Genomic DNA, 17,877 nt, shown 5'->3' with positions numbered 1-17,877 from the left:
CAGCGGCAGCCTAGCATGAAGAAAATGATAAGCCTGACGGGTTGCGTGCCGGTCCCGCGCGGCGCCGTCCGGGTGAGGTGGCCGGGCGGGTGGGATGGCCGGGCGGGTGAGGGGCGTACAGTGTGGGACCTCGGCCGGAGTCGGAACGGGAACGCGTGCTACGCTCGGCCCGTACCCCGGCCTACGGGGGAGAGACCTTACTTATGCCCAGAACCCTTGTCATTGTCGAGTCGCCTGCCAAAGCCCGCACCATCGAGAAGTACCTCGGACAGGGGTACGCGGTGGAGTCTTCCATCGGGCATATCCGCGACCTGCCGAAAAGTGCGGCGGACATCCCGGAGAAATACAAGGGCAAGGCCTGGGCCCGCCTGGGCCTGGACGTCGAGCATGACTTCCAGCCGCTGTACGTCGTGTCGCCCGAGAAGAAGGCGCACGTGGCGAAACTGCGCAAGCTGGCGGCCGAGGCCGACGAGATCATCCTGGCGACCGACGATGACCGCGAGGGTGAGAGCATCGCGTGGCACCTGTTTCAGGAACTGAACCCGAAGGTGCCGGTCAAGCGCATGGTGTTCCACGAGATCACCCGGGAAGCCATTCAGGCGGCGATTGCCAGCCCGCGCCAGATCGACACGAACCTCGTGGAGGCGCAGGAGGCCCGCCGCGCCCTGGACCGCCTGTACGGTTACGAGGTCAGCCCGGTCCTGTGGAAGAAGGTCAAGCCGAAGCTCTCGGCGGGCCGCGTGCAGAGCGTGGCGACCCGCATGCTGGTGGAACGTGAGCGCGAACGCATGCGCTTTGTCAGTGCGTCGTGGTGGGATCTGCTGATCACCGGGAAAACGGCGGACGCGCAGACCTTCCCGGCCCGCCTGACCGACGTGGCCGGCCCGGATAAGACGGTGCAGAAGCTGGCGCTGGGCCGTGACTTCGACCCGCTGACCGGGCGACTGAAAGCGGGTGTGACCGCCCGATTGCTGACCGAGGCCGAGGCCCGCGCCCTGGCCGAAGGTCTGACCGGGCAGCCCCTGACGGTCACGAGCGCCGAGGAGAAACCCTTCACGCAGCGGCCCTACCCGCCGTTCATCACGTCCACGTTGCAGCAGGAGGGGAGCCGCAAGCTGGGCTTCGCCGCCACGCGCACCATGCGCGCCGCGCAGCGACTGTACGAGCAGGGCTACATCACGTACATGCGCACCGACAGTACCAACCTGAGCACCGAGGCGGTCACGGCGGCCCGCACGCAGGTCACGCAGATGTACGGCCCCAGTTACCTGTCGCCGCAGCCGCGCGTGTACGCCAAGAAAGCCAAGAACGCCCAGGAGGCCCACGAGGCGATCCGCCCGGCCGGAAGTGCCTTCCGCACGCCCGAGAGCCTGCGCGCCGAACTGAGCGGCGACGAGTGGCGCCTGTACGACCTGATCTGGAAACGCACCGTCGCCTGCCAGATGGCCGACGCGCGCGGCCGCAGCCTGCGCGTCCGCCTGGGCGGACAGACCAAGGCGGGCGAGGCGGTCGGCCTGAGCGCCTCGGGCCGCACCATCGACTTCCCCGGCTTCCTGCGCGCCTACGTGGAGGGCAGCGACGACCCGGGCGCCGCGCTGGAAGACCGCGAGACGCCCCTGCCGCCCCTGAAGGAAGGCGAGCGCGTCACCGCCGAGAGCGTCAAGCCCGAGGGCCACGACACGCAGCCCCCCGCCCGCTACACCGAGGCGTCGCTGGTGCAGTCGCTGGAAGGCGCGGGCATCGGCCGCCCCAGCACGTACGCCAGCATCCTGGGCACCATCCAGGACCGTGGGTACGCCACCAAGAAAGGGCAGGCGCTGGTGCCGACCTGGACGGCCTTCGCCACCAGCGCCCTGCTGGAACACCACTTCGCGTCGCTGGTGGACTACGACTTCACCGCCAAGATGGAAGAGGACCTCGACGACATCGCGGGCGGCCGCGCCCAGCGGGTGCCGTACCTGCGGCGCTTCTACCTGGGTGACCAGGGCGAGGGCATGGCCCTGCGGCCCCTGATCGACCGGCAGATGGGCGAGATCGACGCGCGCAGCATCGCCACCATCAGCGTGCCCCGCCTGGAAGGCACCGGTATCGAGGTCCGCGTGGGCCGCTACGGCCCGTACATGGAACGCGGCGAGCAGAAAGCCAACCTGCCCGAGGACATGGCCCCCGACGAACTGACCGCCGAGAAGGCCGAGGAGATCATGGCCCGCCCCAGCGGCGAGCGGCCCCTGGGCACCGACCCCGACACCGGCCTGCCCGTCGTGGCCCGCGCCGGACGCTACGGCCCGTACGTGACGCTGGGCGACACGAACCCCCCGGTGCGCAGCGCCAGCCTGTTCCCCACCGACGACCTGGACACCCTGAGCCTGGACCGCGCCCTGAAACTCCTGAGTCTGCCCCGACTGGTCGGCACGAGCGGCGGCGAGGAAGTCTGGGCGCTGAACGGCAAGTACGGCCCGTACCTCAAGCGCGGCAGCGACAGCCGCAGCCTGACCAGCCACGAGCACCTGTTCGAGGTCGGCATCCAGGAGGCCGAGGCGCTGTTCCTGCAACCCCGCTTCGGGAAGGGCCGCGTGGCCGCCCCGCCCCTCCAGACCTTTGAGATCGAGGGCCGCGCGCCCATCCTGCTGAAATCCGGCCGTTTCGGACCGTACCTGACCGACGGGGAACGCAACGCCACCCTGCGCAAGGGCGAGGACGAGGGCACCCTGAGCGCCGAACGCGCCCTGGAAATCCTGGAGGAACGCGGCAAGGAACCCAAGAAGAAACCCGGCAAGGCCAGCCCGAAGAAAGCGGCCGCCAAAACCCCGGCCAAGGCGGGTGCCAAGAAACCCGCCGCCAGCAAGGCCAGCACCGGCAAGAGCAGCACCGGTAAGGCCAGTGCTGGCAAGACCGCCACCAAGAAACCGGCGACCAAGACCGCTGCAAGGAAACCCGCCGCGAAAGCCGCGCCCGCCAAGGCGACCTTCACCTGGGCGCAACTCAAGGCCCACCTGGGCGTCCTGAGTGCCCAGGAGCAGCAACTCGTGACCGCCACCCGCGAACAGGGCCGCAAGGTCGACGACGTGGCCCCCGAACTGGGCCTGGATGTCAAGAAGGCCAAGGGCATGGCGTTGCAGGCCAGCAAGAAACTGAACCAGGCGGCGCGCGGAGAGTAAAGTGCCGACCCGCGCCCGCCCCGACACCCCCCAGGCCCTGCACCTGCCCCGGCTGGCGCAGGGCACACCCGGCGAGTGGGTGCGGCTGCCGGGCGGGAACGTGCAGGTCGTGACCCTGAGCGGCACGCTGACCGGCCCGGCCACGCCCGGCTGGCTGGTGTGCCTGACCGGAGAGGCGGTCGTGGACCTGCCCCTGAACAACTTCGTGCGCCTGCGCCCCGGCGAGGGGTACCACGTGACCCCGGAGCAGCCCTGGACGGCCTTCGGGACGCGCGACGGCACCACGCTGCTCCTGAACGCCGGGGAGTCCTTATGACCCGCCCCGTTCCGCACACCCGCGCACAGTACCCGTACCACCATCCCACCCCGACCCGCTGGGCGGACAACGACGTGTACGGGCACGTGAACAACGTGACGTACTACGCGTACTTCGATACGGCCGTGAACGCCTACCTCGCGGCGCGCGGCGCGCTGGACATTCATGGGGGGGCGGTGATCGGGCTGGTCGTGGAGAGCGGCTGCGCGTACTTCGCTCCCGCCGCGTTCCCAGACACGCTCAGCGTGGGCCTGCGCGTGGGCCGCCTGGGCAGCAGCAGCGTCCGCTACGAACTGGCCGTGTTCCGCGAAGGGGACGACGCGGCCTGCGCGCAGGGGCATTTCGTGCATGTGTACGTGGACCGGGACACCCGCCGCCCCGCCCCGCTGCCACCCGCGTTGCGCGCCGCGCTGGACGCCCTGCACCCCGGCTGACGGCCCTTACGGAAGGCAGGCGCCCGGCAATTGCAGTGCCGGGCGCCTGCCGTTTACGGGCTCAGCGTTTCTTCTTCGCGGCCTTCGCCGCTTCCTTGGCCGCTTCCTTGGCCGCTTTCTGCTCGGCCTTGCGGCGCTCCTGCATCTCGCGGCCCATGTCTTCCATCAGCTGCGCGCCCTGGGCGTCCACGGTACGCTGCAACTCCAGCAGGGTCGTGGCGACCATGTTGTTCAGCACCCGCTCGACCGGCGTACGCACCCAGCGGTAGCGGACACGGGCATTCAGGCTGAACGTCACCTCGGTCCCGCCGGGCATCGGCTTGAACACCCAGCCCTGCGTGAGCTTCTCCAGCGGCCCCACATGCCGAACGCTCTCCCAGCCGCCCCGCTGCGGCGCCTGCAACTGCCCGTACTTCGCGGTGAAACTCAGGCCCAGCAGGCGGCGCGTGAACTTGAACCGCACCAGCGTGTTGTTCGCCAGCCGGGCGTTCTCGCCCTCATAATCGGCTTTCGCGAGGTTGGGGTCCCACTTGACGCGCCGCCTGGGTTCCAGCGCCAGCCGGTACAGCACGTCCGGACGGGCCCTGACCACGATGGTCTGCTTGATACTGATGGACTCGGACATAGTAACCGTCACTGTAGCGCGAAGCCGCCCGCACCCGCGCGGGGGCGGTCAGTCCAGGTAGGCCCGCGCCGGTAGCTGCGACACGCGCAGGTTGAAGCGCTCGGCGTACCGCACGCCCGTCAGCCGCCCCACGCCCGCGCGGCCCTCCAGAAACTGCTCTTTCGTCCACTGCCAGCGGTAGAAGTCGTGGTAGTACTCCATCACGCGGCCCGCCACGTCGATGGTGTCCGTGATGTCCACGCTGACCTCCGGGTACGGACTGGCCGGCGCGTAGTACTGATAGAAGCGCACCGGCTCGCGCCACGCGTCCAGACGGCGCACGTCCTCGCCACTTTCCACGGCGTCGTCGCCGCTCAGGTCCGGGGCGGGCGGCATGGCCACCCCGCCGCCCACCTCGTTCACGATCTTCGGAATGCGGGCCAGCGTGACCGCATCGAAGGCGATCTTCGCGGTCATGCGGTGATCCGGGTGCGGGTGATCGTCACTCCAGGTGATCACGGCGTTCGGCCGGAACCGCGCGTACAGCCGCGCCAGTTGCAGTGCCTCGCCCCGCCCGCCCGTCATGCGGCTGTCCCCCATGTCGAAGAAGTGATGCTGCGCCCCGATCTGCGCCGCCACCCACGCGCCATGCTCGCGGCGCACCCGCGTGACCTCCGCGTGAGGCGCGTCCCCGAACTGACTGGCCAGTTCGCCCAGCGTCGTCCAGACCAGCATGACCTCGTCGCCACGCGCCGCGTGCTTCGCCAGGGTCCCCATGCACCCGATCTCGTCGTCCGGGTGCGCAAACACAGCCATGATCCGCATGCGACACAGCATACGCGCCCGCGCCCAGATTCCTCAGCGCAGGAAACGGATGCTCAGCGGGTACCGGTACGGCTGCCCCGCACTGACCCGCACGACCGCCACGATCATGAACACGAACGGCACCAACCCCAGCACCGCCATCACCGGCAGGAAGAACAGAAAGAACGCCCCGAACGTCCCCAGGAACGCCAGCGCCCCCAGGTCCGGCGTGCCCGCCGCCGCCCCCACCGCCCCACCGATCAGGCCCGCGCTGAACAGCACGAACGCCAGCACTCCCACCACCAGCCCGTACAGCCAGAAACTCAGCTGGAAATTCAGGGCTTCCTTCCCCTGCTCGTCCAGCGCGCTGCTCCGGTCCCGGAACGCCAGCCACGCCACCAGCGGCCCCAGCACATTCCCCAGGGTCGGCAGCAGCAACCCCGCCAGCGGCGACAGGTGCGTGATGATCGCCGGAGTACGGTCGGGTTCCGGAATGACAGGTAACGGACGGCTCATGCTTGACAGTACGCCCCGCGCCTCCCTACAGTTCCCGGACAATGACCCGCCCCCGCCCCGCCCCCCGCAAGTCCCCCGCCCAGAAAGCGCAGGACGCCGCGCGCGACCGCCAGGCCCTCCCGGCCGGCATTCAACCCGCGCAACCCGTGGTGGGCGACCACGTCGAACTGTACAGCGACGGCGCCTGCGACACACAGGCCGGACACGGCGGCTGGGCCACCATCCTCAACTGCAAAGGCAAGGAACTCGTCCTCAGCGGCCACGAGGAAGGCACCACCAACAACCGCATGGAACTGCGCGGCCTGCTCGAAGGCCTGAAAGTCCTCAAACGCCCCTGCCACGTCACCGTCGTCACCGACAGCCAGTACCTCCGCAAGGCCTTCACGGACGGCTGGATCCTGAACTGGCAACGCAACGGCTGGAAAACCGCCGCCAAGGACCCCGTGAAAAACCAGGACCTCTGGGAAGAACTGATCGCGCAGGCCAAAACGCACGCCCTGACCTTCGTGTGGGTCAAGGGCCACGCCGGGCACGGCGAGAACGAACGCGTCGACGAACTCGCCGTGCAGGAACGTAAGAAACTGCGGCAGAAGTAACTCAGCGCCCCAGGGTGCAGCGGTAGCGGCGCAGCATGCCCGGCAGGGTAGAGGGGAGGGGCGCGGGGGTGCATCGGCCAGTGTGCGGATTCGCGGCGGTGGGCGCTGGCCTAGGCTGGGCGTATGACCCTGCTGCCGCCTGCTGACTCCCTGCCCGACCCGCCCGCCCTGTCGGACGCGGCCCGCTGGCGGACGTTCCTGTGGCTGTGGGGTTCGCAGGCCTTGAGTGTGCTGGGGGGCGGCCTGAGTGCGTTTGCCATGAATATCTACCTGACGCAGTCCCGCTTTCCGCTGGAGGCGCAGAAGCCGGAGCTGGCGGCGGCGCTGGCCCTGACCGGGCTGGGGTGGGGCGCGGCGGCGATTCTGGGGGCTCCGCTGGCGGGGGCGCTGGCGGACCGCTGGAATCGGCGGCGCATGATGATCACCTGCGACCTGCTGGGGGCGCTGCTGCTGGCGCTGGGCGTGCTGATGGTCACGCTGGGCACACCGCCCGTGTGGCTGCTGACGCTGTTCACGGTGGGTCTGGGTCTGGTGGGTACGTTTCACGGGTCGGCGTTCGACACGAGTTACTCGTCGCTGGTCACGCGGGACCGCCTGCCGCGCGCGAACGGCATGATGCAGACCCTCTGGAGCCTGTCGGGGCTGCTGAGTCCGGCGCTGGCGGCGCTGCTGATCGGGTTGCCGGCCCTGGCGCGGCAGGGAGAGGTGCCCCTTGTGGCGGGGGCGCTGGCGGGCCTGCCGGACGGCGTGGCGCTGGCGCTGGGCATCGACGCGGGGTCGTTCCTGCTGGCGGCGCTGGTGGTGTCGCGCCTGCACTGGCCGCAACCGCCGCGCCGGGACGGGGGGCGCGGCCGGCCCTCGCTGGCGCAGGACATGCGTTTCGGGTGGACGTTCATCGGGCGGCGGCCCGCGCTGCTGCACCTGCTGCTGACCTTCGCGGGCGTGAACCTGCTGACCAGCGGCGTGGGCGTCCTGCACCCGCTGCTGCTGCGCTTCACGCTGGGCGTCCCGGCCGACGGGACCGGCGCGGCCCTGGCGACCGTCTGGACGGCCCTGAGTGCCGGGGGGCTGCTGGGCGGCCTGCTGGTCAGCGTGACGGGCGGCCTGAAGCGGCGGCGGGTGCTGGGCGTGCTGGTGCCCATGATCGCCGCCGGAACCGCGCACGCCCTGAGCGGCGTGGCGGGCAGCCTGCCGCTGACGGCCGCGTGCGTGCTGGCCTTCGGGGTGATGACGCCGATCATGAACGCGCACTCGCAGAGCATCTGGCAGGCGCAGGTCGCGCCGGAACTGCAGGGCCGGGTGTTCAGCGTGCGCCGACTGATCGCGCAGTTCACCGCGCCGCTCAGTACCGCGCTGGCCGGACTGCTCGCCGCGCACGGTGGGGCCGGGTCGATCCTGCTGTGGTCCGGAGTGCTGATGGCCGTCCTGGCGAGCGCGCAACTCCTGAACCCGCACCTGCGCCGCGTGGAGGACCCGCTGCCCGAAGCGCCGCCCCTCACGGCGTGAATCCAGCATGAAGGGGGGACGCCACCGGTCGGCGTCCCCCCTTCATATTCCGTTCTTCAGCCCTGCCGGTCGAGCCAACCGGCCAGCCACGGCAGTTTCGTCTGCACCTTCTCGCGCAGGCCGCTCCAGTAGCGGTGGGACCAACCTTCGAGGTTGCGCTGCTTGCCGCGCGCGACGGCCAGGGCTCCCTCGGGCACGTCGTCGTGGACGGTGCTGCCGCCCGCGATGAAGGCGGCGTCCCCGATCACGCGGGGCGCGACGATGGTGGAGTTACTGCCGATGAACACGCCGGCCCCGATGCGGCTGGGGTGTTTGTTCACGCCGTCGAAGTTCGCGATGATGGTCCCGGCCCCCACGTTCGTCTCGTCGCCGATGCTCACGTCACCCAGGTACGCGAGGTGCCCGGCCTTCACGCCCTGCGCGAGACGGGCGTTCTTGGTTTCCACGAAGTTCCCGATGTGCACCGCCTCGCCCAGCACCGTGCCGGGGCGCAGGCGTGCGAACGGCCCCACATCACTGCGGGCGCCCACCTGCGCGCCTTCCAGCACGCTGTGGGGCTTCACGATCACACCCTCTTCCAGCACGCTGTCCGTGATGACCGAGTACGCACCGATCTGGGCGCCGTCCGCCACGCGCGTGTCGCCGCGCAGGATCACGCCGGGCTCCAGGGTCACGTCGCGGCCCAGCACGACCGTGTCCTCGATGTACACCGTCTCCGGCATGTGGATGGTCACCCCGGCCCGCATGTGCGCCTGCGTGATGCGCGCCCGGATGATGTTCTCCGCCTCGGCCAGCCCCGTGCGGTCGTTGGCGCCCATGACCTCGTCCGGGTCGTTCAGGCGGAACGCGTGCGCCTCGGCCCCCTCGGCGCGGTACAGGCCGAGCAGGTCCGTCAGGTAGTACTCGCCGCTGGCGTTCTCGTTCGTGATGCGGTGGGCCAGTTCGTTCGCGCGGGCGTCCATCAGGTACACGCCCGAGTTGAATTCACCCACGGCGCGTTCCTCGGGCGTGGCGTCCTTCTGCTCCACGATGCGTTCCACGTTCCCCTGCGCGTCCCGGATGATCCGGCCGTACCCGGTCGCGTCCGGCAGCACACCGGTCAGGACCGTGAACGCCCCGCTACGCTCGCGGTGGTCGGCCAGCAGGTCGCGCAGCGTCTCGGTGCGCAGCAGCGGCGTGTCGCCGTACAGCACCAGCACGTCCGCCTCCCGGTGGTCGTCCAGGGCGTCCATGCCCGCCAGGAACGCGTGCCCGGTGCCCAGCTGCTGCTCCTGGCGCGCGAACACCACGCCGCTCCCGGCCAGGGCCGCCTCGACCGCCTCGGCCCCGTGCCCGGTCACGACGACCACGTTCCGGGCGCCCAGTTCCCGCGCGGCCTTCACGGACCACGCGACCATCGGGCGGCCCGCGACCGGGTGCAGTACCTTCGGCAGCGAGGATTTCATGCGCGTGCCCTGACCGGCGGCCAGGATCACCACGTCCAGCGGACGGTTCGTATCAGTCATACCGCCGCCAAGTGTACCAGCGGCCCCACACTCTCGCGGTCAGGGCGCGTGGCCCATCACAGCAGCAGGGGCCGCCACGCGTTCAACGTGGCGGCCCCTGCGTGCGTGCGGGTCAGGAAGGTTTGAGGGTCGTGTCGGCCGGCGCCGCGGCGGGCGCACCCTGGCGGCGCAGGCGCACCAGCATCCAGATGCTGATCAGGATCAGCGGAATGCTGATCACGTGCGTGTCGGTGAACAGGCCGATGCCGGGGGCGTCCAGACCCTGGTCCAGGTACGCCTTGGGCGACAGGGGGTTCAGGCGGAAGGTTTCCTCCCAGCCGGCGCGCAGCACCGAGTACCACAGCCAGAACTGCCAGAACGCCCAGCCGGGAATGCGGCTGCGCAGCCAGAAGTACGCCGCGACCGACAGGATCACGCCGATGATCACGCCGTACAGCTGCGCGAAGTGAACGGGGGCGGTCATGACCATCTGCCCGCCGATCTGCTGGCAGTACTGCGACAGGTCCAGGTCCGCGTTGGGGTTGCGCACGCACATGCCGTCATGGAAGGCGCGGGCGCTGTCGGGCCAGCGGTAGCCGACCGGCCAGCCGGTCACGCGGCCCACGGTGTCCGTGCCGTTCATGATGTTCCCGATGCGCCCACCGATGATCCCGAACGCCACGCCGGGCACGCACAGGTCCGCGTAGCGGTAGAAGTCCATGCCCTTGCGTCGCGCGTAGTACAGCATGACCAGAATCCCGCCGATCAGGCCGCCGTGAATGCTGATGCCCCCCTGCCGGAGGTTCACGATGTCCAGCAGCACGCGCGGGAACGGCGTGTTCTCGAACTGGTTCCAGGAGGTCGCCACGAACACGATCCGCGCGCCCACCAGTCCCCAGATGATCATCCAGAGAATCATGTCGTTGAAGAGGTCCACGTCCAGGCCGCGTTCGCGCGCCATTTTCGTGCCGACCCACACGCCTGCCACGATGCCGAGCGTGATGAGCACGCCATACCAGGCAATCGTGAAACTGCCTATCTGAAGAAATACAGGATCCATACGTGCCTCGCAGTCTAGGGCTTTCTGCCCGCCGGGGTCCGGGCCACAGCGCCCGGCACCTGCCCGGCATGAAGAGGCGCGTCCGGCTGCTGCGAGCCTGAACGCGCCAGGGAGAGGGGGCGGTGAGGATTACAGACCCAGGGCGGGCGTCTCGTCGGTGCTCTCCTCGATGGGCGGCAGGCGGAACGCGCGGGACAGGATCACGCCGAGTTCGTACAGCACGTACAGCGGCACGGCGACCATCAGCATGCTGGTGGGGTCCGGGGTGGGCGTGATGACGGCCGCGAAGATCATGATCACGATCAGCGCGATGCGCCAGCCCTTACGCAGCATGGTGTGATTCACGATCCCGATGCGGGTCAGGATCACCGACAGGATCGGCAGTTCGAACGACAGCCCGAACGCGATCAGGAACGTCGTGACTGTCCCGATGTAATCGCGCAGGTTCAGCAGCGGCGTGACCGTTCCGGCCAGGAAGTCCAGCAGGAACCCCACCATGGTCGGCAGGACGAGGTAGTACCCGAACACCGCGCCGCCCATGAACGAGAAGCCTGCCCCGATGATGAACGGCAGCGCCCAGCGCCGCTCGTGGTCGTACAGGCCCGGCGCGATGAACGCCCACACCTGCGACAGGATGAACGGCAACGCCAGCGCGAACCCGGCCCAGAACGAGATGTTCAGCGACAGCACGAACTGGTCGGTCAGGCCCTGCGTGACAACCTCCACATCTCCGCCGCGGTACTGCTCGCTGGCGTTCAGCGGCACCTTGGTCAGGTTGATCAGCTGCACGCGGTACTGAAAGGCCACGACCAGTCCCACCGCCAGGAAGATCACACTGATCACGATGCGTTTACGCAGTTCGTCCAGGTGGTCGAACAGCGGCGCGCTTTTCAGGTTGGCGTTCGGATCGGCGCTCACGGCCCGGTCCTCAGTTGCGCCGTTCGGTGACGGGCGCGGCCTGCTCGGTGACGATGGGCGCGCCCGTCACGGGGTCCAGCTGACGCGAGGCGACGTCCGTGACGGGCACGACCGGTTCGTGCGTTTCCTTCTTGAATTCCTTGATGCCCTGCCCCAGGCCCTTGCCGAGCTCCGGGAGTTTGCGGGCGCCGAAGATCAGGGCGATGACGACAACGATCAGGATGATTTCGAGGGGTCCCATGAGTGGCTCCTTGCGGGCCGGGCAGGTGCGCGGCCACGGGTGAATGAGGTCGGGGGTAGGGAAGGGGGGTCCGAAGCGTCCGGCCTCGTGGCCGGGCGGAAGCTCCTCTGACATGAAGGTATGCGATGACGCCCGAATCGGATCAGACGCAGCTTACCTATCAAACCTTAATGGGGGACGGTCAGGGAAGCGTAAAAGCCGTGCAGGGCGGCGCATGTATTGGGCGTCAGATGCTCCAGCCACCGTCCACCAGCAGTTCCTGACCGGTGATGTACGCGGCTTCCTTCGAGGCCAGGAACGCCACGGCGGCCGCCACCTCGTTCGGCTCGCCGAAGCGCCGGGCCGGGATGCGCGCCGCGAGCTTCTGCGCGTCCTGCGGGTCGGCGTGCAGTTGCCGCAGCCGCTCGGTGGCGGTGTAGCCGGGCGCGACCGTGTTGCAGGTCACGCCGTCCGGGGCGACCTCCAGCGCCAGCGTCCGCAGGTAATTGGTCACCCCGGCCCGCAACGCGTTACTGACCGGCAGGGTGGGTGAGGGGCGGCCCACCGTCAGGCTCGTGATGGCGATCACCCGCCCCCAGCCGCGTGAACGCATGCCCGGCACGGTGGCGTTCGCCAGCCGCACGGTGCTCATGAAGGTCGTCTGGAAGCCCTGCGCCCAGGCGTCCTCGCTGACGCCGCTGGGCAGTCCGGCCGCCGGGCCGCCCGCGTTGCTGACCAGGATGTCCACGTCACCCGCCGCCGCCACGGCCGCCGCCACACCCTCCGGGGTGCTGACATCCGCGACCACCCAGCGCGCCCCGATGGCGTCGGCGGCGCGTTTCAGGGCGTCCTCGCCGCGCGCCGCGACCGTCACGTGCGCCCCCATGCGGATCAGGTCGTGCGCTGCCGCCAGCCCGATCCCCTTACTGCCACCCGTCACCAGCGCGCGCCTGCCGTCCAGTCGAAACAGCGTCATACCCACCAGGGTACACCCGCCCCCGTCCACCTACGCCCGCCGCGTTACCCTGCCCGCATGACCCACCCGGACTCCACACTCCTGGCCGCGCTGATCGTGGTCGCCACGCCCGGCGAGGCCGCGCACCTGACCCCCCTGACCGGCGCGTTCCGGGAGCGGCTGCGCGTGCAGGTCACGGTCAGCGGCGTGGGGCCGGTCGCGGCCGCCCTCGCCACGCAACGCGCCCTGCTGAGCGCCCCGTACGCCCTGGCGATCAGCGCCGGGATCGGCGGCGCGTACCCCGCCTCAGGCCTCGCGCCGGGCGACCTGGCGGTGTCCAGCCGCATCATCCAGGCGGACCTGGGCGCCTGGGACGACGGGCAGTTCCTGAACTTCACGGCGCTGGGCCTGTCCGTATTGCCCGGACCACTGGAGTCACCTGAACCCCACGCTGATCCAGATGTGCAGGCCGGGCACTTTCCCGCCTGGGAGAAGGCCGCGCAGGTCGCCGCGCGCGCCGGGGCGCAGCTGGGGCCGCTGCTGACGCTGGGCAGCGTCACGGGCGACCACGCGGCGGCGCGGCACCTCCAGGCCCGGTACCCCGGCGCCCTCACCGAGGGCATGGAGGGGGCCGGGGTGGCGCACGCCGCGCTGCTGGCGGGCGTGCCCAGCCTGGAAGTGCGCGGCGTGAGCAACCCCGTCGGCCCCCGCGACCGCGCCGCGTGGCGCATCCCGCAGGCACTGGCCGCGACCCGCCGGGGCGTGGAGGCCGCGCTGCTGACCCTGCTCGACTGAACGCACGACAAGCACGCCGCCCCGCACGAAGGGAACGGCGCGCTGCGGCGGGTCAGTTCAGTTGGGGTTCAGGAGCGACTGCACCGGCGTCACCTGCGCCGGGAAGTTCACGGTGATGTTCACGGTCGTGCCGGGAGGCGTGGCGGGGTCCACGTTGATCCAGTGGCTCGCCAGGACCGGCGGGTTCGGCTGCGGGTCGATGGCGCGCACCAGCACGCGCCCCTGCGCCGGCACGAACGCGCACCAGCTTTCCGGCGCGGCCGTGAACGCCCGCACCGGCAGCACGCTCTGCAGGGTCAGGTCGTCCGGCGTCGCCCAGTACTCGATCAGCAGGCTCGCCTGCACGCGGTTCAGGTCGGCGCTGGCCACGTCCAGCTGGATCTCGACGGCGTCCGCGCGGTTCGGCACGAGGTTCATCCAGCCGGGAACCACCAGGCGGCCACTCTGGGCACTCTTGAACTGCTGCGGAGCGGGATCAGTCATGCCCGACAGAGTAGCGCGCCAGGGTCGTTCCCGCCGCCCACCCGACGGGCGGCCTGCCGGACCCTCAGCCGCGCTGCGCCGTGCGGATCACGGCCCGCACCGCCAGGAACCCCACCACGAAGAACAGCAGCGGGGTGAGGTTCACGCTGATCTCGGCATCTTTCTCGGGCTCCAGCGGGTTCTGACGACGGTACTTGATCATGCCCCCAGCCTACGGCACCCCGCCGGGCCGGGCCTTAAGTCACACTTGCGACTCCCGCCCCCCGCCCGGCCGTCCAGCCCAGGCGACCCCCCTGTAAGCCCGGCCGTTGCGTCCGCCCCGCGCGGGGGGGTAGAACTGCGCCCGTGACCTCCACCCCGACCGACGCCCCCGCCACCATGCGCGCCCTGAGCAAACAACACGCCCAGGAGGGCATCTGGATGACCGAGGCGCCGGTCCCCACGCCCGGCCCGAACGACCTGCTCATCCGGGTCCGCAAGGGCAGCATCTGCGGCACCGACGTGCACATCTACAAGTGGGACACCTGGGCGCAGAACACCATCCCCGTGCCCATGATCGTCGGGCACGAGTACGTGGGCACGGTCGCCGGGATGGGAAGCGAGGTGCGCGGCTTCCAGATCGGGGACCGCGTCAGCGGCGAGGGCCACGTCACCTGCGGGCACTGCCGTAACTGCCGCGCCGGCCGCCGCCACCTGTGCCGCAACACCCTGGGCGTCGGCGTGAACCGCCCCGGCTCCTTCGCCGAGTACCTCGTGCTGCCCGCCTTCAACGCCTTCAAACTCCCGGACGACATTCCCGACGACATCGCCGCCATCTTCGACCCCTTCGGGAACGCCGTCCACACCGCCCTGAGCTTCGATCTGGTCGGCGAGGACGTCCTGATCACCGGCGCTGGCCCCATCGGCGTGATGGCCGCCGCCGTCGCCCGGCACGTCGGCGCGCGCAACGTCGTGATCACCGACATCAACGACTACCGCCTGGACCTCGCGCGCCGCATGGGCGTCACCCGCGCCGTGAACGTCGCCCACGAGGACCTGCGCGCCGTCATGCAGGAACTCGGCATGACCGAGGGCTTCGACGTCGGCCTGGAAATGAGCGGATCGGGCCCCGCCTTCGCACAGATGGTGGACGTCATGAACAACGGCGGCAAGGTCGCCCTGCTCGGCATCCCCAGCGGCCGCGTGGACATCGACTGGAACGCCGTCATCTTCAAGATGCTGACCATCAAGGGCATCTACGGCCGCGAGATGTTCGAAACCTGGTACAAGATGGCCGCCCTGATCCAGTCCGGCCTGGACCTGACCCCCATCATCACGCACCACTACCCCATCAGCGAGTACCAGAAAGGCTTCGACGCCATGCTCGGCGGCCAGAGCGGCAAGGTCATCCTGAACTGGGAGTGAGGGACGCGGTACGCAGGAGGCGGGGCGCGGGCGAGAGCGATTCGCCGCGCACCGCTTCCCCCTCGCCATCTGGCGGATGCCCAACTTCGCGTCCCTGCGGCATGCTGCCTCGCATGAGCGTTCTTGTGCAGGTGTGGTGGCCCGGTGATCCGGGTGCCCTTGCCTGTTGACGTTCATCGTCGCGCCGCGCCCGGATTCAGTGTCCGGGCGCGGCTTTTTTGTGTCTCTGGTGGAGGAGTGGATCATGTCGAGTACAGGAACTGGAATGGGGCAGAGGATGGAGGGGCGGCCGCGTGTGCTGACCGGGGACCGCCCGACGGGACGGTTGCACCTGGGGCATCTGGCGGGATCACTGCGGTCGCGGGTGGCGTTGCAGGACTCGCATGAGGTGTTCGTGCTGGTCGCGGACGTGCAGGGCCTGACCGATCACTTCGACAGGCCGGAGGTGCTGCGCCGCAACATTCCGGAAGTGATGCTGGATTACCTGGGCGCGGGCCTGGACCCGGCGCGGGTGACGTTCGTGCGGCAGTCGGGCGTGCCGGAACTGACCGAGCTGACCGTGTACCTGCTGAATCTGGTGACCGTGTCGAAGCTGCGGCAGAACCCGACCGTGAAGACCGAGATCGCGCAGAAGGGTTTCGGCGATTCGGTTCCGGCAGGGTTTTTCATCTACCCGGCGGCGCAGGTGGCGGACATCGTGGCGTTCGGCGCGCAGGTCGTGCCGGTCGGAGAGGACCAGCTGCCCATGCTGGAACTGACGCGCGAGGTGGTGCGGCGCTTCAACGGGCTGTACGGGCCAGCCACTGACGGGACGCCCGTGCTGGTGGAACCGCAGGCGCTCCTGTCCGCGTCGCCGCGCCTGCCGGGCCTGGACGGGCAGGCGAAGATGGGCAAGAGCCTCGGGAACGCCGCGTACCTGAGCGACCCGCCGGACGAACTGCGCCGCCGGGTGATGGGCATGTTCACGGACCCGGCCCACCTGCACGCCGACGACCCCGGACAGGTCGAGGGCAATCCCGTCTTCGCGTACCTGGACGCCTTCGACCCGGATGCGGCCCGCGTGCAGGCCATGAAGGACCACTACCGCGCCGGGGGCCTGGGCGACGTGACCGTCAAACGGCACCTGCTGGACGTACTGGAGGCCGAACTGACCCCCATCCGTGAACGCCGCGCCGCGTGCGCGCAGGACCCGCAGGCCGTCATGGACCTCCTGCGCGACGGCACCGGGCGGGGCCGCGAGGTCGCCGCGCACACGCTGGGGCAGGTGCGGGCGGCGCTGCAACTGGGGGAGTAGGCGGCCCGGCTGTAGCAGGGAGGGAGCGGGGAGTGGACCCCCCACCCACTCCCCGCTGCCTACGCCCCCCCCCGTGTGCTCCCGTGCCTACTTTTCCTGAGTGTGGTCGTGTTAACCTGCTGGCTGGAGGCCCGGCACCGGCCCTGGCGGCTTGACGCTGCCTGTGGGAGTCTGGAAGGCGCCGAGGCGATAAACGACTCATGGACTACTACGAACTGCTGGGCGTGGCCCGTACGGCGAGTGCCGATGAAATCAAATCCGCTTACCGCAAACTGGCGCTGAAGTACCACCCGGACCGCAACAAGGAAGAGGGCGCGGCCGAGAAGTTCACGCAGATCAACGAGGCGTACGCGATCCTCAGTGACGCCGAGAAACGCGCGCACTTCGACCGGTACGGCAGCGCGCCGGGCGCCGGGATGCCGGGCGGCGATCCGTTCGGCGGGATGGGCGGCGCGGGCTTCGACCCGATGGACATCTTCGAGCAGCTGTTCGGGGGCGCGGTGGGCGGCCGGGGTGGCCGCCGTGGCCCGGCACGCGGCGACGACCTGGAAACCGAGGCGCACGTGACGCTGGCCCAGGCCCGCGCGGGCGAGGAGATTCAGGTCAGCGTGGACCGCCTGACGGCCTGCGATCACTGCCACGGTACGAAAACCGAGCCGGGCGGGAAGCCCCCGAAGACCTGCTCGACCTGTGGCGGCGCGGGCGCGGTGCGGGCGCAGGCGCGCACGATCTTCGGCGTGGTCGAGACGCAGCAGGCGTGCCCCACCTGCCGGGGCGAGGGTCAGATCGTTCAGGACCCCTGCACGGTCTGCAAGGGCCGGGGCCGCACCCTGAAGTCCGAGAAGGTCAGCGTGAAACTCCCCAGGGGGATCGACGAGGGCTACCGCATCCGCGTGAGCGGCATGGGCAACGAGGGTCCGGGCGGGAACGGCGACCTGTACGTGCACATCGAGATGGAAAAACACCCGGAGTTGCGCCGCGAGCAGGAGCACCTGATCTATGCGGCAAAAATCGGGTTCGCGAAGGCCGCGCTGGGCGGGCAGGTCACGGTCCCCACCCTGGACGGCCCGCAGGTGGTCGAGGTGAAGGCCGGCACGCAACACGGCGAACTGCACCGCCTGCGCGGCCAGGGCATGCCGCGCCTCCAGGGATCCGGCAGCGGCGACCTGATCGTCGAGTACGACGTCATCGTGCCGAAACCCGGTCAGTTGACCCCCGAGGCGCGCGAGGCCCTGCACGCCTACGCCCGCGCCGTCGGGGACGAGGTGAACGAGCGGCACGAGGGGCTGCTCGGCAAGGTCGGGAAGATCTTCCGGGGCGAGTAGGGGAG

The 17,877-nt window shown here is 69.8% G+C and carries 19 protein-coding genes; 9 read left to right on the top strand and 10 right to left on the bottom strand.

Annotation, left to right across the window (positions count from 1 at the left end):
* The first annotated feature begins 203 nt into the window (after positions 1-203).
* Genes topA through BXU09_RS03300 form a run of 3 tightly spaced genes read left to right on the top strand, consistent with a single transcriptional unit; the run spans position 204 to position 3,908 of the window.
* Entirely contained in the window at positions 204-3,158 is a 2,955-nt protein-coding gene (gene topA / locus BXU09_RS03310) for a type I DNA topoisomerase (protein ID WP_078300575.1), read from the top strand.
* Between the two features lies 1 nt (position 3,159).
* A complete protein-coding gene (locus BXU09_RS03305; RefSeq protein ID WP_078300574.1) occupies positions 3,160-3,474 on the top strand; it encodes a hypothetical protein in 315 nt (104 codons plus the stop codon).
* A complete protein-coding gene (locus BXU09_RS03300; RefSeq protein ID WP_078300573.1) occupies positions 3,471-3,908 on the top strand; it encodes a thioesterase family protein in 438 nt (145 codons plus the stop codon). Before BXU09_RS03305 ends, BXU09_RS03300 begins: the two co-directional genes overlap by 4 nt.
* Before the next feature lie 61 nt (positions 3,909-3,969).
* On the opposite strand, the gene BXU09_RS03295 is transcribed toward BXU09_RS03300, so the two are convergent.
* Genes BXU09_RS03295 through BXU09_RS03285 form a run of 3 tightly spaced genes read right to left on the bottom strand, consistent with a single transcriptional unit; the run spans position 3,970 to position 5,832 of the window.
* A complete protein-coding gene (locus BXU09_RS03295) occupies positions 3,970-4,533 on the bottom strand; it encodes an SRPBCC family protein (protein ID WP_078300572.1) in 564 nt (187 codons plus the stop codon).
* Between the two features lie 48 nt (positions 4,534-4,581).
* A complete protein-coding gene (locus tag BXU09_RS03290; RefSeq protein ID WP_078300571.1) occupies positions 4,582-5,337 on the bottom strand; it encodes a PIG-L deacetylase family protein in 756 nt (251 codons plus the stop codon).
* Positions 5,338-5,370: 33 nt separating this feature from the next.
* A complete protein-coding gene (locus BXU09_RS03285) occupies positions 5,371-5,832 on the bottom strand; it encodes a DUF4870 domain-containing protein (protein ID WP_078300569.1) in 462 nt (153 codons plus the stop codon).
* A gap of 149 nt (positions 5,833-5,981) precedes the next feature.
* Here BXU09_RS03285 and rnhA point away from each other — a divergent pair, with 149 nt between their 5' ends.
* Both rnhA and BXU09_RS03275 read left to right on the top strand, forming a co-directional pair.
* A complete protein-coding gene (rnhA, locus tag BXU09_RS03280; RefSeq protein WP_221592292.1) occupies positions 5,982-6,428 on the top strand; it encodes a ribonuclease HI in 447 nt (148 codons plus the stop codon).
* 123 nt (positions 6,429-6,551) lie between these two features.
* On the top strand, positions 6,552-7,934 hold the full coding sequence (locus tag BXU09_RS03275; protein WP_078300566.1) for an MFS transporter: 1,383 nt from the start codon (positions 6,552-6,554) through the stop codon (positions 7,932-7,934).
* Between the two features lie 56 nt (positions 7,935-7,990).
* Here BXU09_RS03275 and glmU read toward each other — a convergent pair whose 3' ends face one another.
* From glmU to BXU09_RS03250, 5 genes are all read right to left on the bottom strand, one after another.
* Positions 7,991-9,439, bottom strand: a complete 1,449-nt coding sequence (gene glmU / locus BXU09_RS03270) for a bifunctional UDP-N-acetylglucosamine diphosphorylase/glucosamine-1-phosphate N-acetyltransferase GlmU (RefSeq protein ID WP_078300564.1) — start codon at positions 9,437-9,439, stop codon at positions 7,991-7,993.
* Positions 9,440-9,551: 112 nt separating this feature from the next.
* Complete coding sequence (locus BXU09_RS03265) at positions 9,552-10,478, bottom strand: prolipoprotein diacylglyceryl transferase (protein ID WP_078300563.1); 927 nt, start codon at positions 10,476-10,478, stop codon at positions 9,552-9,554.
* Positions 10,479-10,607: 129 nt separating this feature from the next.
* Complete coding sequence (tatC, locus tag BXU09_RS03260; RefSeq protein WP_078300560.1) at positions 10,608-11,396, bottom strand: twin-arginine translocase subunit TatC; 789 nt, start codon at positions 11,394-11,396, stop codon at positions 10,608-10,610.
* A gap of 10 nt (positions 11,397-11,406) precedes the next feature.
* Positions 11,407-11,637, bottom strand: coding sequence for a twin-arginine translocase TatA/TatE family subunit (locus BXU09_RS03255; RefSeq protein ID WP_055363530.1), 231 nt, complete (start codon positions 11,635-11,637; stop codon positions 11,407-11,409).
* 226 nt (positions 11,638-11,863) lie between these two features.
* The gene (locus tag BXU09_RS03250; RefSeq protein WP_078300555.1) at positions 11,864-12,592 is read right to left on the bottom strand and encodes an SDR family oxidoreductase; all 729 of its coding nucleotides are present in this window, start codon (positions 12,590-12,592) and stop codon (positions 11,864-11,866) included.
* A 57-nt stretch (positions 12,593-12,649) separates the two neighbouring features.
* Here BXU09_RS03250 and mqnB point away from each other — a divergent pair, with 57 nt between their 5' ends.
* Positions 12,650-13,366 (top strand): futalosine hydrolase, encoded by a 717-nt coding sequence (mqnB, locus tag BXU09_RS03245; RefSeq protein WP_078300554.1) that lies wholly within the window; start codon positions 12,650-12,652, stop codon positions 13,364-13,366.
* Positions 13,367-13,423: 57 nt separating this feature from the next.
* Here the strand turns inward: mqnB and BXU09_RS03240 are convergent, their stop codons facing one another.
* Positions 13,424-13,849: a uracil-DNA glycosylase gene (locus BXU09_RS03240; protein ID WP_078300553.1), complete on the bottom strand. Its 426-nt coding sequence runs from the start codon at positions 13,847-13,849 to the stop codon at positions 13,424-13,426.
* Positions 13,850-13,913: 64 nt separating this feature from the next.
* A complete protein-coding gene (locus BXU09_RS20865) occupies positions 13,914-14,051 on the bottom strand; it encodes a hypothetical protein (RefSeq protein WP_168174551.1) in 138 nt (45 codons plus the stop codon).
* A 176-nt stretch (positions 14,052-14,227) separates the two neighbouring features.
* On the opposite strand from BXU09_RS20865, the gene tdh reads away from it, so the two are divergent.
* The 3 genes from tdh to dnaJ all read left to right on the top strand — a co-directional run bounded on the left by tdh (position 14,228) and on the right by dnaJ (position 17,872).
* Positions 14,228-15,253 carry an L-threonine 3-dehydrogenase gene (gene tdh / locus BXU09_RS03235; protein WP_078304684.1) on the top strand — a complete coding sequence of 342 codons (1,026 nt, stop codon included), beginning with the start codon at positions 14,228-14,230 and terminating at the stop codon, positions 15,251-15,253.
* A 277-nt stretch (positions 15,254-15,530) separates the two neighbouring features.
* Positions 15,531-16,547 (top strand): tryptophan--tRNA ligase, encoded by a 1,017-nt coding sequence (gene trpS / locus BXU09_RS03230; protein ID WP_078300552.1) that lies wholly within the window; start codon positions 15,531-15,533, stop codon positions 16,545-16,547.
* A 200-nt stretch (positions 16,548-16,747) separates the two neighbouring features.
* The gene (gene dnaJ, locus BXU09_RS03225) at positions 16,748-17,872 is read left to right on the top strand and encodes a molecular chaperone DnaJ (RefSeq protein ID WP_078300551.1); all 1,125 of its coding nucleotides are present in this window, start codon (positions 16,748-16,750) and stop codon (positions 17,870-17,872) included.
* Positions 17,873-17,877: the final 5 nt, after the last annotated feature.

Origin of the sequence: Deinococcus sp. LM3, assembly GCF_002017875.1 — a bacterium.
In the GTDB taxonomy this organism is placed as follows: Bacteria; Deinococcota; Deinococci; order Deinococcales; family Deinococcaceae; genus Deinococcus.
This window is presented reverse-complemented; position numbering and strand designations above follow the sequence as displayed.